Source organism: Sphingomonas sp. Leaf62 (assembly GCF_001421915.1).
GTDB lineage: Bacteria > Pseudomonadota > Alphaproteobacteria > Sphingomonadales > Sphingomonadaceae > Sphingomonas.
Genome location: NZ_LMLN01000025.1, coordinates 1 through 24621, shown reverse-complemented (window position 1 = coordinate 24621; position 24621 = coordinate 1). Strand labels below are relative to the sequence as shown.

14 protein-coding genes are annotated in these 24621 nt (G+C 66.3%); 12 read left to right on the top strand and 2 right to left on the bottom strand.

Annotated elements, in window-relative coordinates:
- The first annotated feature begins 128 nt into the window (after positions 1 to 128).
- The 6 genes from ASE91_RS10365 to ASE91_RS10340 all read left to right on the top strand — a co-directional run bounded on the left by ASE91_RS10365 (position 129) and on the right by ASE91_RS10340 (position 10198).
- Positions 129 to 1619 (top strand): tryptophan halogenase family protein, encoded by a 1491-nt coding sequence (locus tag ASE91_RS10365; RefSeq protein ID WP_056625851.1) that lies wholly within the window; start codon positions 129 to 131, stop codon positions 1617 to 1619.
- A complete protein-coding gene (locus ASE91_RS10360) occupies positions 1616 to 2926 on the top strand; it encodes a tryptophan 7-halogenase (RefSeq protein ID WP_056625848.1) in 1311 nt (436 codons plus the stop codon). The genes ASE91_RS10365 and ASE91_RS10360 overlap by 4 nt, the downstream gene beginning before the upstream one ends.
- Positions 2923 to 4413 (top strand): tryptophan halogenase family protein, encoded by a 1491-nt coding sequence (locus ASE91_RS10355; RefSeq protein WP_056625846.1) that lies wholly within the window; start codon positions 2923 to 2925, stop codon positions 4411 to 4413. The genes ASE91_RS10360 and ASE91_RS10355 overlap by 4 nt, the downstream gene beginning before the upstream one ends.
- Positions 4414 to 4559: 146 nt before the next feature.
- Positions 4560 to 6170 carry a tetratricopeptide repeat-containing sulfotransferase family protein gene (locus tag ASE91_RS10350; protein ID WP_056625844.1) on the top strand — a complete coding sequence of 537 codons (1611 nt, stop codon included), beginning with the start codon at positions 4560 to 4562 and terminating at the stop codon, positions 6168 to 6170.
- Between the two features lie 120 nt (positions 6171 to 6290).
- Positions 6291 to 8804 (top strand): TonB-dependent receptor, encoded by a 2514-nt coding sequence (locus tag ASE91_RS10345; RefSeq protein WP_235530417.1) that lies wholly within the window; start codon positions 6291 to 6293, stop codon positions 8802 to 8804.
- A 110-nt stretch (positions 8805 to 8914) separates the two neighbouring features.
- Positions 8915 to 10198, top strand: a complete 1284-nt coding sequence (locus tag ASE91_RS10340) for a Xaa-Pro dipeptidase (RefSeq protein WP_056625840.1) — start codon at positions 8915 to 8917, stop codon at positions 10196 to 10198.
- 93 nt (positions 10199 to 10291) lie between these two features.
- On the opposite strand, the gene ASE91_RS20625 is transcribed toward ASE91_RS10340, so the two are convergent.
- Positions 10292 to 18073 carry a choice-of-anchor L domain-containing protein gene (locus ASE91_RS20625; protein ID WP_056625837.1) on the bottom strand — a complete coding sequence of 2594 codons (7782 nt, stop codon included), beginning with the start codon at positions 18071 to 18073 and terminating at the stop codon, positions 10292 to 10294.
- A 235-nt stretch (positions 18074 to 18308) separates the two neighbouring features.
- Here ASE91_RS20625 and ASE91_RS10330 point away from each other — a divergent pair, with 235 nt between their 5' ends.
- Positions 18309 to 19163 (top strand): helix-turn-helix domain-containing protein, encoded by an 855-nt coding sequence (locus ASE91_RS10330; protein WP_056625834.1) that lies wholly within the window; start codon positions 18309 to 18311, stop codon positions 19161 to 19163.
- Positions 19164 to 19259: 96 nt separating this feature from the next.
- On the opposite strand, the gene panC is transcribed toward ASE91_RS10330, so the two are convergent.
- Positions 19260 to 20099, bottom strand: coding sequence for a pantoate--beta-alanine ligase (gene panC / locus ASE91_RS10325; protein ID WP_056625831.1), 840 nt, complete (start codon positions 20097 to 20099; stop codon positions 19260 to 19262).
- Between the two features lie 82 nt (positions 20100 to 20181).
- Between panC and ASE91_RS10320 the strand changes: the two genes are divergently transcribed.
- From ASE91_RS10320 to ASE91_RS10300, 5 genes are all read left to right on the top strand, one after another.
- Positions 20182 to 20979: a division plane positioning ATPase MipZ gene (locus ASE91_RS10320; RefSeq protein ID WP_056000313.1), complete on the top strand. Its 798-nt coding sequence runs from the start codon at positions 20182 to 20184 to the stop codon at positions 20977 to 20979.
- Positions 20980 to 20992: 13 nt separating this feature from the next.
- Positions 20993 to 21247 (top strand): J domain-containing protein, encoded by a 255-nt coding sequence (locus ASE91_RS10315; RefSeq protein ID WP_056396123.1) that lies wholly within the window; start codon positions 20993 to 20995, stop codon positions 21245 to 21247.
- Between the two features lie 249 nt (positions 21248 to 21496).
- On the top strand, positions 21497 to 22864 hold the full coding sequence (gene pgmG, locus ASE91_RS10310) for a phosphoglucomutase/phosphomannomutase PgmG (protein WP_056625828.1): 1368 nt from the start codon (positions 21497 to 21499) through the stop codon (positions 22862 to 22864).
- Positions 22865 to 23091: 227 nt separating this feature from the next.
- Positions 23092 to 23850 carry an exonuclease domain-containing protein gene (locus ASE91_RS10305; RefSeq protein ID WP_056000304.1) on the top strand — a complete coding sequence of 253 codons (759 nt, stop codon included), beginning with the start codon at positions 23092 to 23094 and terminating at the stop codon, positions 23848 to 23850.
- On the top strand, positions 23847 to 24242 hold the full coding sequence (locus tag ASE91_RS10300) for a hypothetical protein (protein ID WP_235530416.1): 396 nt from the start codon (positions 23847 to 23849) through the stop codon (positions 24240 to 24242). The genes ASE91_RS10305 and ASE91_RS10300 overlap by 4 nt, the downstream gene beginning before the upstream one ends.
- The last annotated feature ends 379 nt before the right edge of the window (positions 24243 to 24621 follow it).

The following is a 24621-nucleotide window of genomic DNA, read 5'->3' as shown; positions in this document are numbered from 1 at the left end:
ACGACGAACGATTTCTCTCGCTAGTTACCTCAATTCGGCAACACAACAGAAATATTGCAAGTTGCTTTAATTAAGGCTGATCGGCAATCCACTGTGGCACTACGGCGACACTTGTGGGACGGAGCGGCATGAAAAATGGCGAGAGGCGCAAGATTCGGGTCGTCGTCGTCGGTGGTGGCACCGCCGGATGGATGACCGCTGCCGGACTCGTCGGCCTGCTGCCGGCGGCGTGCTACGTGACGCTGATCGAATCGGAAGCGATCGGCATCGTCGGGGTCGGCGAAGCGACCCTGCCGCACCTGCGCCTCTACCTCGAACGGCTGGGCATCGACGAGCGTGCGTTCATGGCCGCGACCGACGCGACCTACAAGCTCGGCATCGAGTTTCGCGACTTCGGCCGGATCGGCGACCGCTATATCCATCCGTTCGGCACCTATGGCCGCCCGCTCGCCGGGGTCGCCTTTCACCATTACTGGTTGCGGCGTGACCGGGCCGGCGCGGTTCCGCCGATCGGTGCCTTTTCGGCCGGCGTGGTCGCCGCCGAACGCTGCCGCTTCGAACGCCCCGGCAGCGATCCGGGCGATCCGACGACGTCGTTCGGCTATGCCTATCAATTCGATGCGACCCGCTTCGCGCCGTTCCTGCGGGACTGGGCCGAGGCGCGCGGGGTGACCCGGATCGAGGGCCGAATCGTCCGTGCCGACCGCCATGGCGATAGCGTCACTGCGGTCGAGATGGACGACGGTCGCCGGATCGAGGGGGACCTGTTCGTCGACTGTTCGGGCTTTCGTTCGCTGCTGCTGGGCGAAACGCTGGCGGAGCCGTGGGAGGACTGGTCGCACTGGTTGCCCTGCGACCGTGCGGTCGCGGTTCCGTGCGCCAGCCCGCCCGGTACGATCGAACCCTATACGCGGGCAACCGCCATGCCGGCCGGATGGCGCTGGCGCATTCCGCTGCGCCACCGGGTCGGCAACGGCTATGTCTATGCCAGCGCGCATTGCAGCGACGACGAAGCCGCCGCCGCGCTGCTCGCGGGCCTCGACGGCGAACCGCTTGCCGACCCGCGCCCGTTGCGGTTCAGGGCCGGACGGTGGCGGCGCAGCTGGGCCGGCAATGTCGTTGCGGTGGGCCTTGCCTCGGGCTTTCTGGAACCGCTCGAATCGACGAGCATCTATCTGGTGCAGGCGGCGATCACGTCGTTGATCGAACATTTCCCCGACACCCGTGTTGCGCCAGCCGATCGCGACGGCTTCAACGCCGCGATCGATGCCGAATATGACCGCATCCGCGACTTCCTGATCCTGCACTATCATGCGACCGAGCGCGCCGATTCACCGTTCTGGAATCATGTGCGCACGATGACGATCCCCGACACGCTGGCCGACAAGCTCGCCTTGTGGCGCGGCAGTGCGCAGGTCGCCCGCTATGGCCATGGCCTGTTTCTCGAACCCAGCTGGGTCGCGGTGTACCTTGGTCAGCGGGTCGTGCCCACCGGATGGGACCCGCGCGCCGACCAGCCCGACGCGGCCGGCCTCGACCGGGCGCTCGGTTCGCTGGCGCAGGCGATTGCCGACCGGGTCAGGGCGATGCCCGGCCATGACGCGGCACTCGCTCTTTGACCGGTAACGCCCGCCAGCCGCTGCGGTCGGTCGCGGTCGTCGGCGGCGGCCCGGTCGCGCTGATCGCGGCGGTCGCCTTTGCCCAGGCGCTTCCCGGTGCCATGATCATGCTCGTGCCCGCACCCGTCACCCCCGACACGCTGGCTGACCGCTTCCCCATCGCGCTGCCCGCTACCCATGACCTGCTCGCGACGCTCGGTCTGCCGCCCGAACGGTTGCTGGCAAAGGGCATCGCCCGTCCGCGCCTTGCCACCCGGTTCGATGCGTGGAGTCGCGATGGCGGCGCGTGGATGGTCGGGGAAGACAGTGCCGCGACCCTTCCCGAAGGACGGTTGCAGGGCGTTTGGTTGCGGGCGGGGGGAAAACGCCGTTTCCATGAACTTATTCCCGCCTGCGTTGCCGCAAGCGCCGGTATCGTCGATCCGCGTATCGAGCCGGCATTGCAGATCGACCCCGGCCGGTTCGCGCAGGTGCTGGGCAGCATCGCCGGTCAGGCCGGGGTGCGTCCGGTCGCCGCGTTCGGGGCGTTCGACGGCGACCGGCTGGCGCTGCATGACGGTACGCAGATCGCCGCCGATCTGTTCGTCGACGCCAGCGGCCCGCCGCGCCTGCTGACCCGCGCCGCATCGTTCGCGGACTGGGCGGCGATGCTCCCGGCCACCCGTATGACGGTGTCGCCACCGGTCGCCGATCCCGGTCCGATCGACCGGTATCGCGCTACCCCGACCGGCTGGATTGCCGATTGGCCGGGTGCGACGGCGACCGCCGGCAATGGCGGCGACGGCATCGTGATCGCACCGGGGCGGCTGATCGCGCCGTTCGATGGCAAGGTGCTCGCCATCGGCGATGCCGCGGTCCAGCCGGGGCCGCTCGGCCGGATGGGCTTCACGCTCGCGCTGACCCAATTGGCGCTGATCCGCGAACTTATGCCCGCCCGCGACCCCGAGCCGCTGCTGGTCGCCGAAATCAACCGGCGCGCCGGCGAACGGGCCGACCGGTTACGCGATTTCCTTGCGGCGCATTATCATGGCGGCGGCCGCACCACCGGCCCCTTCTGGCACCGTCTCGACCGCCTTGCCCGCCCGGCCTCGCTTGACCGCCTGCTCACGCAGTTCGCCCGTCGCGGCCAGATCGTGTCCGACGACGAGGAAACAGTGTCGCGCGACGCATGGCTTGCCGTGCTGTTGGGGCAGGGGATACGCCCCGAACGACCCGATCCGGTTGCGCTGTCGCTTTCGCCCGCCGAAGCCGCCCGCGCGATCGACACGCTTGCCACGCGCCTTGCCGCGCTGGAGTTTCCATCATGACCGATCCGATCCGCACTGTCGTCATCATCGGCGGCGGCACCGCCGGCTGGATGACCGCCGCCGCCGCCGGCCGCTATCTCGACGACGGCCGGCGGCGTATCACGCTGGTCGAATCCGACGCGATCGGCACGGTCGGCGTGGGCGAGGCGACCATTCCGTCGATCCTGAACTTCAACAAGCTGCTCGGCATCGACGAAGCCGAATTCCTGCGCGAAACGCGCGGCAGCTTCAAACTCGGCATCGAATTCGCCGGCTGGCACACCGCCGATAGCCGGTATTTCCACCCCTTCGGCAATTTCGGGCGCGATATCGAAGGGGTCAATTTCCATCAGCTCTGGGCAAAACTGAAGGGGCAGGACGGCATCGGCCCGATCGGCGATTATTCGCCGGCGACCGTCGCCGCGCGCGCCAACGCGTTCGGCCCGCCGCATCCCGACCCGCGATCGCCGCTGTCGGGCATCGCCCATGCCTATCATATCGACGCCACCCTCTATGCCCGGTTCCTGCGCCGCCGCGCCGAAGCGGACGGCGTCGCCCGCATCGAAGGGCGCATCGTCACCGTCGAGCATCACGACGACGGCCATGTCGCCGCCGTCCGCCTCGACGATGGCCGCCGGGTCGAGGGCGATCTGTTCATCGACTGCTCGGGCTTTCGCAGCCTGTTGCTGGGCGAGGCGATGGGGGTGGGTTTCGAGGACTGGTCGCACTGGCTGCCGTGCGACCGTGCCATCGCCGTGCCGACCGAACGCACCGAACCGGTACTGCCCTATACCCGCGCGACGGCGCATACCGCCGGCTGGCAATGGCGCATCCCGTTGCAGCATCGCACCGGCAACGGCGTGGTCTATGCCAGCCGCTACATGGACGACGATGCGGCGGAGGCGCTGCTGCTCGGCCGCCTCGACGCCGCGCCCACCGCGACGCCGCGTCGCCTGTCGTTCACCGCCGGTCGGCGCGATGCGATGTGGGCGGGCAACGTCGTCGCGATCGGTCTGTCGGGCGGGTTCCTCGAACCGCTCGAATCGACCAGCATCCACCTGATCCAGCAGGGGATATCAAAACTGTTCGCGCTGTTTCCCGATCGCGGCTTTTCGGCCGTCGAGCGCGACGAATATAACCGGCAGATGGCCGACAATTACCGGTCGATCCGCGACTTTATCATCCTCCATTATCATGCGACCGCACGTGACGATTCCCCCTTCTGGAACCATGTCCGCACCATGGACGTCCCCGACAGCCTGACCCGCAAGATCGAACTGTTCCGGCAAAAGGGCCGCATCTTCCGCTACGAGGACGAATTGTTTGCGACGCCCAGCTGGGTCGCGGTGCTGCTGGGGCAGGGGATCGAACCGGTCGGGTACGATCCCGTGGCCGACGCGCTCGACGAGGAACGCCTGCTCCCCGCGATCCGCCAGATGCGCAGCGCCACGGCGGCGGCGGTCGCGGCCCTGCCGCAACATGGCGCGGTGCTGACGCGGCTGACGTGACGGACCAAAACGCCGGTCGATCCGGTGGTCATGCCCGACGGACTGGCCGCGCGCGGAGTATGATCCGGCCGCGGCCTTGCGATGCACCCAGCTTGCCGCCCATCGGCCAAGCTTGATCCCGATGGGGCTTGGTGGTTGTTAGGGGCATGACCCCGTTACCGCCATCGCCCCCCTATGCCCGGTGGCACCCCCGTCTGGTCGAGGCAGCACTGGCGTTGCACGACAATCGTCTCGGCGAGGCGGAACCGCTGCTGCGCCAGCATCTGAAGGCCGACCCGTTCGACGCGCGTGCGATCCGCATGTTGGCCGAACTCGCCGGGCGGATCGGGCGCTACAAGGATGCCGAGACGCTGTTGCGCCGCGCGCTGGAGCTGTCGCCGGTGTTCCACGCGGCACGCGCCAATCTGGCGATCGTGCTGTATCGCCTGAACCGTCCGATGGAGGCGATCGCCGAACTCGACCTGTTGCTGGAGGAAGAGCCCGACCATGTCGGCCATGCCAATCTGAAGGCGGCGGCGCTCGGGCGGATCGGCGGATTCGACGAAGCGATCGCGCTGTACGAAACCGTGCTGCGCGACGCGCCCGATCAGCCGCGAGTGTGGATGAGCTATGGCCATATGCTCAAGACCGTCGGGCGACAGGCGGACGGCGTTGCCGCCTATCGCCGGGCCGTCGCGATCACGCCCTCGCTGGGCGAGGTGTGGTGGAGCCTCGCCAACCTAAAGACGGTCGCGTTCGACGATGCCGATATTGCCACGATGACGGCGGCGCTGGCGCGCGACGATGTCAGCGTCGAGGATCGCTTCCACCTCGACTTCGCGCTGGGCAAGGCGTTCGAGGATCGCCGCCGGGCGGAGGACGCGTTCGCGCATTACGATGCCGGCAACCGGCTGCGGCGCACGCAGATCGTCTATGATGCGGAGGAGACGCGGCACTTCGTCGACGACAGCGTCGCGACCTTCGACGCGGCGCTTGTCGCCGCGCGCGCCGGGCAGGGGTCGATGGCATCCGATCCGATCTTCGTACTGGGCATGCCGCGGTCCGGATCGACGCTGATCGAACAGATCCTGTCGAGCCATTCGCTGGTCGAGGGGACGTCGGAATTGCCTGACGTGCCGGCACTCGCCCGTGCCGTGGCCGACTATCCCGCCGGGCTCGCCGCACTCGACGGTGCGCAGTTGCGGGCGATGGGGGACGATTATCTGCGGCGTGCTGCGGTGCAACGGCGGACCGACCGGCCGTTCTTCATCGACAAGCTGCCGAACAACTGGGCGCATCTGCCGCTGATCCTGTTGATGCTGCCCAATGCCCGCGTGATCGATGCCCGTCGCCATCCGCTCGGCTGCTGTTTCTCCAACTACAAACAGCATTTCGCGCGGGGGCAGGCGTTCAGCTACGACCTGACCGATATGGGGCGCTATTACCGCGACTATGTCCGGCTGATGGCGCATATCGACCGGGTCGCGCCGGGTCGCGTGCACCGGGTGTTCTACGAACACATGGTCGACGATACCGAGGTGGAGGTCCGTCGTTTGCTGGAGGCATGCGGCCTCGATTGGGAGCCGGCCTGCCTGTCCTTTCACGAAACGCGGCGGCCAGTGCGGACCGCCAGTTCCGAGCAGGTTCGCCAACCGATCTATCGCGATGGGACGGAGGCATGGAAGCCGTTCGATCCATGGCTCGGCCCGCTGCACGACAGCCTTGGCGACGTGCTGACGGCCTATCCGGCCGTGCCTGGCTTCGATGGATCATTATGAGCAGCGTTGTAAAACTGTCACGCTGCACCTGCGAAATGATTCTGCGGACCGCAGCGTGTTGACGGTCAGGGCGCGGTAGTTAACCTTGCGTAACATTATGTTGCGCTGGGGGGTTTTATGGTGCCGATCGTTCGCCGAACGTTGAGCGTCGCTTTGCTTGTTTCGTCCGCGCTCGCGACCCTGCCGGCGTTGGCGCAGTCGGCGACGCAGCAGCCCGCCGATGCGCCAGCCGGTCCGGCCCCGGCCGACGACACCCAGGACGAGATCATCGTCACCGCGCAGAAGCGGGACGAGAATATCCAGAGCGTGCCGATCAGCATTCAGGCGATCGGGACACGGCGGCTCGACCAGCTGAACGTGACCAGCTTCGCCGATTATTCGCAGCTGCTGCCCTCGGTCGCGTTTCAGAGTTCGCAGCCGGGCGTCACCACCGTCTATATGCGCGGCGTCGCCAGTGGCGGTGACGGCAACCATTCCGGCTCGCTGCCATCGGTCGGCGTCTATCTGGACGAACAGCCGGTGACGACGATCGGCGGCACGCCCGACATCCATATCTATGACGTGGCGCGCATCGAAAGCCTCGCCGGGCCGCAGGGGACGCTGTACGGTGCCTCGTCCGAGGCCGGCACGATCCGGATCATCACCAACAAGCCCGACCTGAAGGAGTTTTACGGCCGGGTCGATGGCGAGCTCAACACCGTGAAATCGGGCGGCAGGGGCGGCCGGCTGGAAGGAATGCTGAACATCCCGCTGTCGCGGAATGCGGCGTTGCGGGTCGTCGGCTTCTATCAGCATGATGCCGGCTTTATCGACAATGTCCCGGGCACGCGCAGCTTCATCGGCGGCATCACCGTCGACAACCCCGAATTCGTCGAAAAGGATTATAACGACGCCGATCTGTGGGGCGGCCGCGCCGCGCTGAAGATCGATCTCGACGACAACTGGACGGTGACGCCGACCGTCCTGTACCAGGAACAGCGCGCCCATGGCACCTTCGGCTACGATGCCAGGGTCGGCGACCTCGAAGTCCAGCACTTCTTCCCCGAATATCGCCGGGACCGTTTCGTACAGGCGGCGCTGACGATCGAGGGCAAGGTCGGCAACTGGGACCTGACCTATGCCGGTGCCTATTTCGACCGGCGCGCGCTGCAATCGTCCGACTACACCGATTATGCCGAAGCCTATGACTCGCTCTATGCCTCGGTCGGCGGCATCGCCGGCTATTTCTATTTCCAGAACGATACCGGCCAGCAGATCGATTCGCGGCAGCGGATCATCGGCACCGATCATTTCAGGAAGATGAGCCAGGAACTGCGCGTCGCATCGCCGCAGGACGAACGCTTCCGGCTGGTCGCCGGTGCGTTCTATCAACGGCAGAGCAACCGCATCGGACAGGATTATCGCGTCGCCGACCTCGCCGACAATCTGTCGGTCAACGGCCGTCCCGGTACCCTGTGGCTGACCGAACAATATCGCGTCGACAAGGATTATGCCGTGTTCGGCGAGGCCAGCTACGACCTCCTGCCGAAACTGACGCTGACGGCGGGCGGCCGCGCCTATATCTTCGACAACTCGCTGATCGGGTTCTTCGGCTTCGGTCGCGATTTCGATGGCCCGCCCTATAACGCGGCGGGCAGTTCGCGCACCGGCGTCGCCGGCTGCTACACGACGACGGGTGCACTGGTCCGCGACAATCCGGGCGGCACCCTGTTGCCCGCCGCCGTCGGTGGCAGTCCGTGTACCAACCTTGTCCAATATGTCGGCGGTACGCTCAGGCCGCGTAGCGTCGACGGGCAGGGCGCGACCTATCGGCTCAACCTGACGTGGAAGCCGACCGACGGCCTGATGTTCTACGGCACCTGGTCGAAGGGCTTCCGCCCCGGCGGGATCAATCGCCGCGCGACCGTCGCGCCCTATGCGCCCGATTTCCTGATCAATTACGAGGCGGGGTGGAAGACGACGCTGCTGGGTGGCCGGTTGCGCTGGAACGGCGCGGTCTATCAGCAGAACTGGAACGCCTTCCAGTTCTCGTTCCTCGGCGCGAACAGCTTTACCGAAATCCATAACGGTCCGGACGCGCGCATCCGCGGTATCGAGAGCGACGTCGCCCTCAATCTCGGCGGCCTCTCGCTCACGGCGGCGGGATCGTACACCGATGCCAGGATCCAGCGGAACCTGTGCGCGATCGACGACCCGACCTACAGCTGTGCGGGCACCGACAATTTCATCGCGGCGCCGGTCGGTACCCGTCTGCCCGTCACCCCGCGGTTCAAGGTCAGCGGCAATGCGCGCTATACGACACCGATCGGCAGCACGGCCAAGGGCTATGTGCAGGCGCTGGTGACGCATCAGAGTTCGGCATCGTCCGACATCCGCACCGCGGTCGTGGAAACGGGGACCGGCGATATCGTCGACCCGGCGGCATTGCAGGGGCGCTTGGCCGCGTTCACGACCGCCAATTTCGCGGTCGGTACCGATTTGGGCAAATATTCGCTCGAACTCTATCTCCAGAATGCGTTCGACGAACGGGCACAACTGTCGCGCTTCCAGCAATGCGGCAGCTGTTTCCAGCGACCCTATATCGTGACCAATACGCCACGGACGATCGGCATCCGCGCCGGCGCCCGCTTCTGAGAGTCCGTTTGAAAATGCGCGGTGGCGCATTTTTACGGCTGGCACCGCCTGCGAAACTCGCTCTACCGCGAGTTTTCAAACAACCTCCGACCTCTTCGGAAAGATCGTTCATGCGTAGCATTGCTTCCTTCCTCCTCGCGCTCGTCGTGATCGCCGCGCCGGTACAGGCGAAGACCGTCGTCGTCACCGCCGCGCATATGGTCGACGTCCTGTCGGGCAAGCGGGTCGATGACCCGCAGGTGACGATCGTCGACGGCCGTATCCGGACCGTCGGCCGCCGCGGCGACGCGGTACCGGCGGATGCGGAACGGATCGACCTTGGCGACCGTACCTTGTTGCCCGGCCTGATCGACATGCACGTCCACCTGACCAGCGATCCGACGCTGAGCGGGTACAAGGCGCTGGAATTCACCGACAGCTACTGGACCGTCGTCGGCGTCGCCAATGCCCGCCGGACGCTGAACGCCGGCTTCACCACCGTGCGCAATGTCGGGTCGAGCGACTATGCCGATGTCGGTCTGAAACAGGGGGTCGATCGCGGGGAGATACCGGGGCCGCGGATCGTGCCGGCCACCTATGCGCTGGGCGTCACCGGCGGCCACTGCGACGCCACCGAATTTCCGCCGTCGATCACCGTGCCGCAACCGCAGATCGCGAACTCGCCCGACAGCTTCCGCGCCGCCGTCCGCACCGTGCGCAAATATGGCGCGGAGGTCATCAAGGTCTGCATGACCGGCGGCGTGCTGTCGAAGACCGACTCGGTCGGCGCGCAGCAGCTGAGTTTCGAGGAGATCAAGGCGATCGTCGACGAAGCGCACATGCTGGGGATGCGCGTTGCGATCCACGCGCATGGGGCGGACGGGATCAACACCGGCCTGCGCGCGGGCGTCGACACGATCGAACATGCCAGCCTTGCCGATGCGACGTCGTTCAAGCTCGCGAAGGAACGCGGCGCGTGGTTCGACATGGACATTTATGACGACGACTACATCCTTGCCGAAGGGGCGAAGAACGGCGTCTTTGCCGAGAGCCTCGAAAAGGAACGCCAGATCGGCCGCAAGCAGCGCGAGACGTTCCGCGCGGCCCATGCCGCCGGGGTCAAGATGCTGTTCGGCACCGATGCCGGCGTCTATCCCAACGGCAACAACGCGCTGCAATTCGCCAAGATGGTCGAATGGGGCATGACCCCGATGCAGGCGATCCAGTCCGCGACGAGCAGCGCCGCCGAAGCGCTCGACCGCACGAGCGACGTCGGGGCGATCGCGGTCGGGCGGTACGGCGACCTGATCGCGGTCGATGGCGATCCGCTGACCGATGTGCGGACCCTCGAACGCGTCGCGTTCGTGATGAAGGGCGGCGACGTCGTCGTGCGACCGGCTGCGCCCGCCCGCTGACGGCGTAGCCGACGCCGATCGGCTTCGTCCGATCGGCCCGCGACCGCTCGGCAGGGCGCGAATCCGGTGGACCGGACCGCGCCCCGCCGCCCGTCAATCGGCGAAGGCGGCGTCGCCATCGGCCAGTTCATACACGTAATAGGCATGGCCGTTCTGGGTATAGCTGCCCACCAGATCGAGCGCGGCGACGCTGGCCCCGCCGGTCGCGGTGATGCGTACCGTCCCGAACGGCGCGGTCGCGGATACGTCGCCCAGATGGCTGGGGTCGAGCGTCCCGTTGCCGGTCAGCACCAGCCGCCCGCCGGACCCCAATTCGATCCGGCCGTCGCCATCGGCATCGTACAGCGCGGTGGTGGTGACCACGCGATCCTTCCGTCCGAACGACGCGATGCTGTCGCTGCCCCAGTTCACGTCGAGCGCGGTGTCGAACAGGAACACGTCGCCCCGGCGGTCCTTGGCGTCGCCCGCCAGCGCATCGTCGCCGAGCATCCCTTCCTTCCACCCCTTTTGCCGGGTCGATGCGTCGGCATAGGCGAAAGGCCCGTCGTCGTCGGTGCCGATAGAGCGCAGGCTCCTGGGGCCGCCGACGAAGCGGACGGTGTCGGTGCCCTTGTCCGGCCCGTCGAAATCGAGCACCCCGTTCCTGCCGAACGTGATGATGCCGTCCTTGTTGCTGTCGACGATGGGTTCGTCGACGATCAGGATGTCGCTCCCGCCAAAGCCCTTTACGCTGTCCTTGCCGGTGCCGGTCCCGGCGATGTGCAGCGTGGTCGGTCCCGGTCGGCCGGTGACGTCGACGGCGTCGTTGCCGCTGGTGAAGCCGGGGACGACATCGCCGCTCAACCGTTCGAACAACAGGAACGGATCGTTCTGCGGTGCCGGCTCGACGATGTCGACGACCGACGATCCGACCGGCTTGCCGTCATAATTCGGGTCGTCGCTCGTCACGCTGTAATCGATCTGGCCGGTGGTGCCGGGTTCGGCCCCGGCGACGATCGTCGCGTCGATCGTCGTGGTCAGCGGTCCGTCCGGGTCGAAGGTGATCGTCACCGGCTTGCCCGGTCCGTTGCCAAGGTCGATATCGTCACCCGGCGTCGCGGTCACCTGTACCGGCTTGGTCGGACGGGCACCCTCGGGCAGCGACAGGTCGATGGTCAGCCGGTCGCCCGGCTGGGCGTCGCTGTCGGGGCCGCGCACGATGACGTCGGGCCGGACGAAGGTGCGCAGCGACCCGTCCTTGATCAGCAGCCCGCTGTCGAGATACGCGTCGCGGCCATCCTTCACCTCGATCGTCAGGACATTTTCCTGCCCCCCGATCACCTGTCCGGCGATGGTCAGCATCCTGGTATAGGCGTCCGCGCGGATCTGGTCGGCAAGCGGGCCGCTGCCCGGCGCGTTGAGGATCAGATCGCCGCTGCCCGAATAGACGAGGCTCTTGAGCGACAATTCGGTACCGTTCGACAACCGCCCGATCTCGACGCCGTTCAGCTTGATCGAGAACAGGTCGGACAGCTTGGTCCCGTCATATTCGGGCAGTTCCTCGGTAAAGAATACCGCGTCGAAAGCGAACCCGGTGTCCCCCGCCTTGGGCGTGAAGCGATAGGTCAGCTGCGTCGTATCGCCCGGCAATCCTTCGGTGCCCAGATCGCTCGACAGATCACCCGACGGTTCGACGCCATCCGCCGAAACCTGAATGGTCGGCACCACCGTTTCGCCGCTGCCGCCCGATTCCGCGACATAAAGATATAGCGGTTGTGCGGTGCTGACCGTCTGGTTCAGGTCGAACGCGATCGATCCGCCATCGCCCAGCGTCAGCGCGCCGATCGCCGCCCCGGTCCCGATCCCCCCGGCCTCGCCGAACCGGTCGAGCTGTGCCCCCGCCTCGTTCACCAGCTTCAGATTGATCGCGCCGCTGAGATTGGGGTCGGTGCCGCCGAAATCCCCGGTCGAGCGCTGCTTCCCCGCATTGTACGTCATGGCGTCGGCCGAGAAGTCGAACACGTCCAACCGCGGAAGAATCGACGGATCGTCGAGGCTGAAGTCGTTGTTGGCCGCCAGCAGCGCGGCGAAGTCCTGCTTGTCGATTCCCTTGTTGCTGAGCGCCACCGCACCGACGTCGAAACCGCTATAGATGCCGGTGCCGCCGCCCTGCGTACTGTTGCTGTCGGACAGGCGGATCGAGTTGATGTCGATGCCCAGGTGCGACAGGTCGGCGCGATAGATGTCGGTATTGCCGACCCGCCCGATCAGGTCGAACGTCACCGGGACCGAGGTGATCAGCGTCCCGCTATGCTGTACGGTATTTTCACCGGGCAGGTCGGTGACGCGCCCGGTCGACAGGATCACCCCCTTGCCCAGCCCGAACGGATCGCCGCTGAAGGTGCCGAACGCCTCGGCGCTGCCCGACAACGCCACGCTGGTCTTGGTCGCGCCGCTCGCCGCGTCGAACGTGCCGGTGAGCGCGGTCGGGGACGAATTCTGGGTGACCGTGAAGCCGCCTTTCTGTTCGGCCGACAGGGACGCGGTGCGCAGCGTCGTTGCCTGATCGACCGTCTCTGGCGGGGCGGCCTTCATCTGCTGCTTGGCGATCGGCGGATCGGATGGATCGCCGGTCAACGGGTCGACATAGTCGAATGCCTTGCCCAGCAGATTCATGCCGGTGACGTTTTTGACGATACCGATCAGCTCCGGCACCCGTCCGCCGATCATGTAGATCTGCGTATCGCCATCGACTTCGCGCAGGAAATAGCTGCGCGCGGTGCCATAGAGCTGGATGACGTCGCCATCGGCCGCCGAATAGTCGGTGATGACGCCGTGATTGCCATCCCCCTCCGGCGTCTGCCGGGTGTAGAACGCACCGAACGAGTCGCCCAGCACGAAGCGATCGGCGCCTGCGCCGCCGGTCAGCTGGTCGATTTCGCCCCGATCGTAATCGCTGGGGGTGGAATTGGCATCCTCGACGATGCGGGTGGTCCCGACCAGCACGTCGTTGCCGTCGCCGCCGTCGATCGTGTCGTCGCCGGTGCGGCCGTACAGATAGTCGTCGCCATCGGCACCATGGAGTTCGTCGCTGCCCGACGCCTGTGACCGGTCGCCACTGATCCGGTCGAGGAGCAGCGTGTCGATGACGGTGTCGGTACCGGTGATGATGTCGTTGCCACTGCTGCCGATGACGTTCAGCCGTTCGATATTGGTGAACTGCACATCGTCCAGCGCATCGCCGGGGATCGGGCGCGGTATGCCGGTGTCGCCATAGATGCTGTCCTCCAGCGTGACGTAGCGGCCGGTGTTGCCCTGCACCTCGCTGCGCAGCACCCGTGTGCCGAACACCGGGTAGTCGACCGAATAGGCGGTCTGGGTGAAGCCGGTCGAGATGACCCGGCGCCCTTCCTCCAGCGTCGAATAATCGAGGAACAGCGTATCGCCCGGTGCCTTGCGGAACGCGGTGAGGCTTTCGAGCTGGTAGACGCGGTTGCCGTCGCGGTCGAAAGAATAGCTATCCGACAGACCGCGCACCGCCAGCCCGCCGTCGATCGTATCGCGGCCGAGACCGCTGTCGATCCGGTCGCTGCCGTCGCCGGAGCGGAAATCATTGTCTACCCGGCCGGCCTGGCTGATGCGGTCGTTGCCGCGATCGGTCACCACGACCGACAGGCGTTCGAACCGGGTCGCCGCCGCGCCGCTCGCGAGCCGCAGGTTGTAGTATTTGTAATCGCTTCCCGGGGTGTCGCCGCCGTGGATCGTCACGTCTTCGGTGATGCCGGTCAGGTTGATCGCCAGCGTGTCGACACCGCTGCCGCCGTTCAGGAAGAACACGACATCCGGGTCGCCATTGCCGCGATAGGCGGTGCTGCCAGCGTCGCTGATCCCGTCGTCGATCATGCCGCCGCCGATCGAATCGCCCGAGCGCGAAAAGCCCCAGCTGACCGTATCGCTGCCCTGCGCACCGTAGATCACGTCGCTGCCGATTCCGCCGGCCAGCGAATCGTCGCCGCTGCCGCCGTACATCCGGTCGTCGCCATTGCCGGCGATCATCCTGTCGGCAAAGCGCGTGCCGGTGAAGTCGATCCGCTCGATCCCGGTGAAATCGACGCGGTCCAGCACACCGCCATCGCCGTCGCCATGGGTCAGGCGTCCCTCGTTGGAATAGACGAAGCGGCCCGACACCCCGCCGCCGATATCGGCGTCGACCGTCGAATAATCGACCTTCAGCGTGTCGGTCCCCGCGCCGCCGATCACCGCGTCGGACACCTTGCGCCCGGCAATGTACGGATCGATGACATTGTCGCCGTCATCGCCGCTCAGCACGTCGCCATAGGCAGAACCGCGCAGATCCTCGATGCCCGAATAGCGGTCGCCGTCGGCATCGGCCCCCTTGCCGATCGCGGTCAGATCGGCCTCGACCGCGCCGCCCGAGCCCGCATAGTCGGCGAGGTCGCGGCCCGCTGCGCCGTACATCGTGTCCGCGCCGATCCCGCCGATCAGCGTGTCGTCGCCACCCGCCCCGGCCATCCAGTCATTGCCGGTACCGCCCTCGATCCGGTTGTCGCCATTGTCGCCGACCAGCGTGTCGTCATAGCGGGAGCCGACGAGGTTTTCGAACGTGCTGAACCCGCCATCCTGACCGGCGAACACCGCCGCCATGATGATCGTGTCCGGCCCGGCGGCGGGATCGGGCTTGCCGTCGGCATCGAACGACCGCAGCAGATTGACCGACACGGCCTTGGTCGCGCGGGCATAGCTGAGCGTATCGACGCCGGCCCCGCCGTCGAGCGTGTCGCCATCGCCGCGCGCGAAGACCAGATCGTCGCCGCCACCGGCCAGCACCAGATCCGTGTTCCGTCCGCCATCGATCGTATCGTCGCCGTCGCCCGCATCGAACTGGTTCGCGTCGGCGTTGCCGACCAGCGTGTCGTTGAAGGTCGAACCCTGGATCGCCTGGATCTTGATCAGCGAATCGCCGTCCGCCTCGCCATAATATTGCAGGACCCGGTTGAGGTTGACGTCGACCCCCGCCCAACTGGTGATGTAGCTGGTGGCGTTGACGCCGCCGCCGCCGTTCAGCTTGTCGGCGCCCACGCCGCCCATCAGGATGTCGTTGCCGGAACCGCCGAACAGCGTGTCGTTGCCTTCGCCCCCTTCGAGATAGACTTTCTCGGTCATCGCCTTCGCATCGATGCGATCGGCAAAGGCGGTGCCGATGACGTTTTCGATGCTGACAAGCTTGTCGCCATCGGCCTCCCCGCCGCTGGAGGTCGCCGATCCATCCTGCGAAATGGCGATCCTGACCCCGATCTTCTGCGCGGTGTTGGCCGCCGAATAATCGACGGTGTCGCTCTCCGTGCCGCCATCGATCGTGTCGGCACCCTGGCCCCCCGAAAGCTGGTCGAGGCCGTTGCCGCCGGTCAGCGAATCATTGCCGTCGCCCCCCGACAGCACGTCCTCGCCGCTCCCGCCGGACAGCGTGTCGCTGCCCCCGCCGCCGACCAGATTGTCGTCGCCGTCACCGCCGTCGACCAGCGAATCCTGCGTTACGTCGCTCTGGATGATGAGCGCGTCGTTGCCCGCGCCGAAACTGGCGACGATCCTTCCTGTCGCGATCCGTTGCGTGAAGCCGAAGGCGAGGATGTCGAGCTTGTCCGCTACTACCACCGGATCGCCGCCGCCGCCGGCGATGCCGCCATCGCCAGCGTCGCGTGCGCGGGCGATCAGATAGGATTCCTGTTCGGGCGCGTCGGCCATCTGGATCGGCTTGTAGATCGTCTTCCCGTCCACCTCATCAGGAACCGCCCGATCCTTTGCATCCGCGCCGACGTTCAGCCGGACATCGCCATTGTCGAGCAACGTGGCGAGACCCTGCGCATTCTTTTCCTCGACCACGAAATCGGGATGCGGACATTCGAACGCGGTGAACGACCCCAGCGTCTGGCTCGCGATCGGGAAGTTCTTGCGATAGGTGAAGAAGGCGAAATCGATGACCAGCCGGGCATTGGCCTCGACCGTCGCCACGCCGCCGATCGGATCGAAGATGCAGTCGATCGTCTTGGCGGTCAGGTGATAGCGGCCCGCGGTATCGCCGTTCAGGAACGCATACAGGCCGAACAGGAACGACACCCCGACGGTGAAACTGCCGCCGCCGAAGCCGATCCCGGCCCCGCCGCGCAGCTCGACGTCGAGCGCGCCGATCGGTTCGAACTGTTCGTCGTTGAACGGCGGGGGCGCTCCCGCGCCCTGCTGCGGCCGCGTGCCGGCGTCATATGCGGGCGTCGACAGATAGAAGCCCAGAAACGGGTTGCCCTTGTCGAACCCATAGCTGTCATAGCCCAGATCGAAGTCGAGCGATGCGCGGATGGCACCGCTGATCTCTGCGCCCAGCGGACCGATGATCGGAAAGAATTTGGAGAAATGCTGTTCGAAGGTCAGCGGCGGCACGTCATATTCGACGAAGCTGACCGGTTCGCCGGTACCCAGCAGCAGGTCGGCGATCAGCGCCGGATTTTCGAGCAGGCCGAAGCTGAAACCCTTGCTCTCGCCCACCTTCGCCGCCGACAGCGCGACCTGCTTGCTCATCGCATCGCTGTCGAAATCGGTGAGATAGTTCAGCGTGGCGTCGTCGATCTTGCCGCTGTCCTGCAATGCTTTGGTCAGGATCGAGAAGATATCGTCGTCACTGGCCGTGAATTTCGGGCCGTCCTTGGTCGATTCGATGCTGCCCAGCGTGACGGTCTGGCTGGTGTCGATCGCGCCCAGCTTGCGCAGCACGTCGATGATCGTGACGACCTTGTACCACGGCTCGACGATGCTGCGCAGATCCTCGCGGACATAGACGACGAGGTCGGCCAGCGTCACCTTGCCGTCGCCCTGGCCACCGGTGCCGCCAACCGTGTCGAGGCCGAGACCGATCGCCGAATTGATGCCGTTGATGACCGGCACCGGCGATGTCGCGACATCGACCAGCGTGCCGAACGGCGCGGCGTTGAACACGTCCGCCACCGATTGGGCCGCATCCTCGACCAGCTTGAAATAGGTGCCGAGATCGATGGTCACGTCCTTGATGTCGAACGATTTGGTCGACACCCCGTCCTTGTCGACGCCGATCGATGCGATCAGTTCGCCGGCGATCGTCGGCAGGAATTCGAACGCACCGTCGGCCGTGCTCGCAAAGTCGAGGTCGAGCGTACCCGTGGCCGCGAAGGTCGTGTCCGCTCCCAGCTTGCCGTCGGTCTGGGTCACATCGACCGCCACCGTCGCGGTTAATTCATGTGCCGCCGGATCGTCGGGGTTGGCCGGATCGAACGGCACCGCGTCCTTGAACGTCACGCCGACGAAGCCCAGCCCCGCTTCGCCCTTGGTGATCGACAGGTCGCCGGTCAGCCTGATCTTGACCTCCGGCTCCACATTGTCGGCCAGCGTGACCTTGCCGTCCTTGGCGACGGTCAGTTCGGCGGCCAGCACCGCCGCGAGCTTCAGCCCGACCGCCGCCTCCAGCTTCAGAAAACTGCCGAGGCTGTCGCCGACCTGCGCCGCATCCTTGCCGGTCGGCGAGAATGCTTCGGTCCGGGCAAAGGTCAGGGTTACGCCCGCATCCTTGGTGGCGACGGCGGTAACGCCCTCATCCTTCAGCTGGTCGGTGATCGCCGTGGCCAGCGCGTCGGCGGCGTCCTGTTCGGTCGGTTCGTCGGGTGCGGCCTGTACGACCGCCAGCAATTTGGTCTTGATCGACGTGTAGAAGGCAAGGGCATCGGCGATGCCCGGCGCATCCTTCAGCGCACCGACGAACGGCAGCGAAGCCTTTTCGATCTGCGCGACCAGATTCGCATCGATCTGTGCAAAGAAGTTTTCGATCGCGGTTTCGACTTCGCCCTTCAACGCCATGCCCGTCACTCCCCTGTTCAGGTCGGAGTGCGGCGATCGGGCAAGCGGCGGTGCGCACCGCGACCATGGTGGTCACGACGTCATCGGTCCGATTGTCCCTTGCGGTCCATCGCGGACCGTCGCGCCCCCAACCCCCTGCTTGCAAACCCGATATCGCCGATCGACCCAGACGAAGTATTGAATGAATCGGACATCGGCGCGACACGGGCACATCAATCGATCGTGGGGGCGAACGATGACGACGCGTATGACCTACTTGCCGCAGCACCCGTCGCTACAGGGGCTGGTCGACGCCATCTATGTATATCGATGCGACCAACCTTTTCGACAGCGCTGGGCCGGCGCATTGTTGCCGCAACTGACTTGGCGGATACAGGGGGCGTTCGCCTGGCGCGCGCGCGGCGGCGAAGCGCAGCCGATCGGTCGTGGCGCCATTCTCGGCCCCGCATCGGCAGCGATGCAGCTCGAAACCCATGGGCCGATGGTCGTGATCGGGCTGGGGCTGTTCCCGGAGGGCTGGGCGGCGCTGCTACCGATGGCCGCCGGGACGATGGTCGACCGCGTCGCCGCGCTGCACGACGTCTGGGGGGACGACGCCGACCTGCCGCTGGCCGGCAGCGCGGCGGACGACGATGCGACGCTTGCCGGACGGATCGACGCCCTGTTGTGCAAGCGGTTGCGCGACGCGTTGCCGGTCGATCCGCGCATCGCCACGATCACCGCATGGGCCAATGGCCGGGATCACGACATCGATGCGCTGGCCGCGTCGTTGCAGGTTTCCCGGCGTCATCTCGACCGGATCACGACCGCGGCCTGCGGCCTGCCGCCGAGCGTGCTCGCCAACAAGCAAAAGATCATGCGCATGGCCGCTGCCCTTGCCATCGGCATGGACAACCGCCGCGCGGTCTGGACCGAGGAGTTCGCCGATCAGGCCCATTTCAACCGCAATTTCAAACGCTTCATCGGCGTGTCCCCGACCGGGTTCCTGCAGGCCGACGATGTGCTGGTCCGCGATGTGATGCAGGCCCGCTTCGCGATCGCCTCCCATCATCCGCTCGGCCTTGCAACCGACGCCGCGGTACCGGTGTGAAGGGCAGGTCAGATCGGACCAATATCCGGAGGGTCTGATCGGTTGGCCTACCCCCGCGTGGGCGGGTGATCGCCGCCTCCGGCCCCCGGCTTTGCGTCAGTCGAACGTCACCGCGATGTTGTCGATCAGCCGGGTCGTGCCGATCCGCGCCGCCGCCAGCAGCCGGGCGGGGCGACCACGGGTCGGGGCGGTCAGCGTTTCGGCGTCGACCAGCGTGACATAATCGGTGTCGAACCCGGCCCGGGTCAGCATCGCCACCGCCGCGCTCAGCGCGGTCGCCGGATCGTCGCCGCGTTCGATGCCGCGCTTCGCCTCGCCCAGTGCGCGGGGCAGGGCGACGGCGCGGGCGCGCTCGGTTTCGTCAAGGTAGATGTTGCGCGACGACAGCGCGAGGCCGTCATCCTCGCGCTGGGTCGGCACGCCGACGATCTCTACGGCCAGGTTCAGGTCGGCGGTCATGCGGCGGATGACCGCCAGTTGCTGGAAATCCTTTTCGCCGAACAGCGCGACCGCCGGGCCGACCTGTCCGAACATTTTGCAGACGACGGTCGCAACGCCGTCGAAATGGCCGGGGCGGTGCGCGCCGTCGAGCACGTCGCTGACCCCGGCCACGCTGACATTGGTCGCAAAGCCCGCCGGGTACATCTCCTCGACCTCGGGTGCCCACAGGATGTCGACGCCCGCTTCGGACAGCATCTGCGCATCGGCGGCTTCGCGCCGTGGATAGCGGGCCAGATCCTCGGTCGGACCGAACTGTTTCGGGTTCACGAAGATCGACACGACGACCCGCGGCGCGCGGCGGCGGGCAGCATCGACCAGCGCCATGTGCCCGGCATGGAGCGCCCCCATGGTCGGGACCAGCGCAACGCCTTCCCCGGCCTGGGTGAACTGGTCGAGCGCTTCGCGAAGCGCCTCCAACCGACGTATAATTTGCACGGCCGATGGCCCTTCGATATGGGTGGGGGAGGCGGCTTTACTGGATCAGGCCGCTCGGGATCAACAAGGTTGGGTTGCGCGCTTGAACGAAGGTTCGGATCGGTTGCACGTCATCGTGTTCGCCAATGAAAAGGGCGGCACCGGCAAGTCGACGACGGCAGTGCATGTCGCCATCGCCCTGGCGGCAAAAGGCGCGCGCGTGGCGTGCTTCGACCTCGACCATCGCCAGCGGACGCTGGGCCGCTATCTCGACAACCGGGCGGAGACGATGAAGCGCACCGGCCGCAACCTGCCGATGCCGGTCTATGACACGCATGACGGCGAGAGCATGACGCGCTTCAACGACGCGCTCGGCCGGCTGGGTGAAAACGCCGAATATCTGGTGATCGATACGCCGGGCCGCGACGATCGTTTCGCCCGGATCGCGGTGACCAATGCCGATACGCTGGTCACGCCGATGAACGACAGCTTCGTCGATTTCGACCTGATCGGACAGGTCGATCCCGATACGTTCAAGGTGACGCGTCCAAGCTTCTATTCCGAACTGATCTGGGAAACGCGCAAGCATCGCGCGAAGATCGACGGATCGACGATCGACTGGGTCGTGCTGCGCAACAGATTGCAGCATATCGAGGCGCGCAACATGCGTCGCGTGTCGGAGGCGATCAATTCGCTGTCGAAGCGCGTCGGCTTTCGCGTGACGCCCGGCCTGTCCGAACGCGTCGTGTATCGCGAGCTGTTCCCTTCGGGGCTGACCATGCTCGACCGCAACGAATTCGGGGAGATGGGGCTGGCGCACGTCGCCGCGCGGCAGGAGTTGCGCGAGATGATGGGCGGGCTGCAACTACCCGAACCGCTCGGCGCGCCGACCGCGATCTGACACGGCAGGAACGATGCTCAAGCTCGTCCTGATCGTCGCGGTCATCCTCGCTTTCTGGCTGTGGCTGCGCGCCAAACCGAAGAAGGTCGGCGGCGAAGCGGAAGCGCGGGCGATCCTCGGCGTCGGCAAGGATGCGAAGGTAGGCGAAATCCGCGCCGCGCACCGGCGACTGATGCAGGCGGTGCACCCCGATCGCGGCGGATCGGCCGATCTGGCGCGGCGGATCAATGCGGCGCGCGACGTGCTGCTGGGGCGGCTGCGGCACTAAGGGCAGAAAGCAGGGTAGGGTTCGCGCGAAGGCGCGGAGACGCGAAGGGGTCGCGTTCGGCGCGACGTCACCCGCGCCAGCGGCTTTTTTGCTTGGGCTTCCCGTTGCGCAACGTCTCGCGATCGGGTGCCGTTGCGCCGAACGCAACTCCTCCGCGTCTTCGCACCTTTGCGTAAACCCCTCTTTCTTCTACTAACCAACGCCGCTTCGGCCTAAACCCGACCGCCTTGTAATGGCGAGGATACCAGCATGGCCCACCACTTCCACCCCAGCTCGCTGCGCGAATACGACATTCGCGGGGTCGTCGGGCGGACGCTGGGCGCCGCCGATGCGCAGGCGATCGGGCGCGGTTTCGCGACGCTGGTGCGCCGCGCTGGCGGTACGAGGGTCGTGGTCGGCCGTGACGGGCGACTGTCGTCGCCCGAACTGGAGGCGGCGCTGGTCGCCGGGCTGACCGCCAGCGGGGTCGACGTGGTCCGCATCGGCCTTGGCCCCACGCCGATGCTGTATCATGCCGAAGCGATGCTGGAGGTCGATGGCGGCATCCAGATCACCGGCAGTCACAATCCGGCCGATCACAACGGCTTCAAGATGGTGTTGCAGCATCGTCCGTTCTTCGGCGACGACATTCAGCGGCTGGGCGCGATGGCGGCGGCGGGCGACTGGCACGACGGCGCGGGCGAGGTGTCCGACCACGACCATGTCGACGCCTATGTCGGACGGCTGATGGCGGGCTATGCCGGGGGCAGCTATCGCATTGGCTGGGACACCGGCAGCGGCGCGGCCGGGCCGGTGATCGAGCGGCTGGTCGCGTTGCTGCCCGGTGAACATCATCTGTTGTTCACCGAAGTCGATGGCCGCTTTCCGCACCACCACCCCGACCCGACCGAAGAGGCCAATCTGGTCGACCTGAAACGGCTGGTCGCCGACAAGGGCCTCGATTTCGGGCTGGCGTTCGATGGCGATGGCGACCGGATCGGCGCGGTCGACGGCAAGGGGCGGACGTTGTGGGGGGATCAGTTGCTGATGCTGCTGGCCGAACCGCAACTGCGCGAAACGCCGGGCGCGACGATCATCGCGGACGTGAAGGCCAGCCAGCTGCTGTTCGACCGGATCGCCGAACTGGGTGGCACGCCGCTGATGTGGAAGACCGGGCACAGCCCGATGAAGGCCAAGCTGCTCGAAACCGGCGCGCCGCTGGCCGCCGAAATGTCGGGGCATGTGTTCTTCGGCGGCGACGATTTCGGGTTCGACGATGCGCCCTATGCGGCGGTGCGGCTGATTCGCGCGATCCATCTGAGCGGGTCGTCGCTGACCGAGCTGCGTGATGCCATGCCGGAAATGGCGACCACGCCCGAACTGCGCTTCAAGGTCGACGAGACGCGCAAGTTCGCGGTAATCGACGAAGTGCTGGCACGGCTGGCGGCGGCGGGCGTGGAGGTGAACACCACCGACGGCGCGCGGGTGACGACGGCGGACGGATGGTGGCTGCTGCGCGCGTCGAACACGCAGGATGTGCTGACGGCGCGGGCGGAGTCGCGGAGTGAGGACGGGTTAGCGCGGTTGCTGGGCGAGGTTGACGCACAGTTGGCGGCGTCCGGGGTGGTGCGGACGTAGCTGGTTGGTTCGCGCGAAGGCGCGAAGGACGCTAAGGGTTTTCGCGTAGCGGCCTTGTCTCGCTCTTCTCGCACGTGAGCCGGTCTCCCGTCGGCGGGGCCGGTAGTGCGAACGCAACCCCTTCGCGCCTTCGCGCCTTCGCGAGAACCAACTCTTCCTTCTTCTAACCGAGGACCCTCGCCGCCCCCGGGGTGGCTTTTCCGACCCTGAAGCGCCATTTGTCGCAAATGGCGCAACCGCAGATCATTCGTGTCGTCGACCTCGAAACCACTGGGCAGGCTCCCCCCGCGCACGGCGTGTGCGAGGTCGGCTGGCAGGACGTAGCCTTGGGCGAGGACGGGCGTTGGGAGTTGCTGGGCGACGGCGGACAGCATTTCGTCAATCCCGGCCGTCCGATCCCGCCGGTGACGCAGGCGGTGCACCATATCCTCGACGAACAGGTCGCCGATGCACCGTGGTGGCAGGATATCGCGCGCCGCGTGCTCGACCCCTATCCGCGGCGCGTGGCGCTGGCGGCGCATCGTGCCGATTTCGAACAAAAATTCTGTACCGCGCAGCTGACGCACGGTGCCGAGTGGATCTGCACATGGAAATGCGCGCTGCGGCTATGGCCCGACAGCCCCGGCTTTTCGAACCAGATGCTGCGCTATTGGCGCAAGCCGTACGGGATGGAGCACGAGCGCGGACTGCCCGCGCACCGCGCGTTTCCCGATGCCTATGTCACCGCCTTCCACCTGCGCGATATGCTGAACGAGGCGTCGATCGCGCAATTGCTCGAATGGTCGCGGCTGCCGGGGCTGTTGCCGCGGGTGCGCTATGGTCCCGATCGCGGGCGGGCGTGGACCGAGATCGACGATGATTCGCTCGACGGCTTCCTGACCGATCGCGACGAGGATGTCCGTTACACCGCCGAAACCGAGGTCGCGCGGCGGCAGGGCGGCGGCGAGATCAAGCCGCGCAGCCGCAACGACTGGCTGCTGCTGTGACGCGGACGCCGATGCAGGTCGTGCGGGTGCATTGCCCGGTGTCAGGCAATGTGCTGGCGCGGTTGCAGGCGGGCGAGGCGGCGGCGCTGGCCGACGATCCGGTACTCGCCGGCGTGGTCGGCGTGATCCGGGCCAGCGGCGTGCTGGGCACGATCGGCCCGTATCGCGGCGTGTTCGAACTCGGCTTCGGGCTGGAAAGTTTCGTGCGCGGCGCGGATGCGGTGCCGACCACCGGCCGCGCGGGCGAGGCCGAGGTCGTGCCGACGGTGGTGGTCAAGACCTATGCCGCCGAAGGAGCCGATATCGACGAGGCGCTGGCGGCGATCGTGGCTGTGCATCCGTGGGAGATACCGGTGATCGAGGTCGGGGTGGTGGAGCTGGTCGGGCGGTAGAACTGCACCTGTCCTTGCCGTCTTCTCTCCGTCTCTTGGGGCCGATCGACATTCAGCGATAACCATGGAATTTCGTCATTCCCGCGCAGGCGGGAATCCATAGACGCCGACGGTTTGGCTGGATTAGCGACGCTGACGTATATGGACTCCCGCCAGCGCGGGAGTGACGAAAGGGAATCGAACGCTATTCCTGCGCCCAGCGAACTGAATGTAGATCCCGCTTAGAACTTCGTTTGCTTCTCGACAGGCTTGAAGCTGCTCGAACCGAACGGGAAGGTTCGAACCGTGTCGGAGCGACGAGCCTACCCCTGTCGCCCACCCAGCAGCGACCTGAGCTGCTGCCGGTCTGGTAGACACGAGGTTAAGCTACCTGCGCTTG

Excerpts from the sequence above, each read along its gene's own strand:
- ASE91_RS20625 (WP_056625837.1), bottom strand. The coding sequence starts at position 18,073 with ATGGCGTTGAAGGGCGAAGTCGAAACCGCGATCGAAAACTTCTTTGCA.
- ASE91_RS10350 (WP_056625844.1), top strand. The coding sequence starts at position 4,560 with ATGACCCCGTTACCGCCATCGCCCCCCTATGCCCGGTGGCACCCCCGT.
- ASE91_RS10355 (WP_056625846.1), top strand. The coding sequence starts at position 2,923 with ATGACCGATCCGATCCGCACTGTCGTCATCATCGGCGGCGGCACCGCC.
- ASE91_RS10305 (WP_056000304.1), top strand. The coding sequence starts at position 23,092 with ATGGCGCAACCGCAGATCATTCGTGTCGTCGACCTCGAAACCACTGGG.
- ASE91_RS10315 (WP_056396123.1), top strand. The coding sequence starts at position 20,993 with ATGCTCAAGCTCGTCCTGATCGTCGCGGTCATCCTCGCTTTCTGGCTG.
- pgmG (WP_056625828.1), top strand. The coding sequence starts at position 21,497 with ATGGCCCACCACTTCCACCCCAGCTCGCTGCGCGAATACGACATTCGC.
- ASE91_RS10365 (WP_056625851.1), top strand. The coding sequence starts at position 129 with ATGAAAAATGGCGAGAGGCGCAAGATTCGGGTCGTCGTCGTCGGTGGT.
- ASE91_RS10330 (WP_056625834.1), top strand. The coding sequence starts at position 18,309 with ATGACGACGCGTATGACCTACTTGCCGCAGCACCCGTCGCTACAGGGG.
- ASE91_RS10340 (WP_056625840.1), top strand. The coding sequence starts at position 8,915 with ATGCGTAGCATTGCTTCCTTCCTCCTCGCGCTCGTCGTGATCGCCGCG.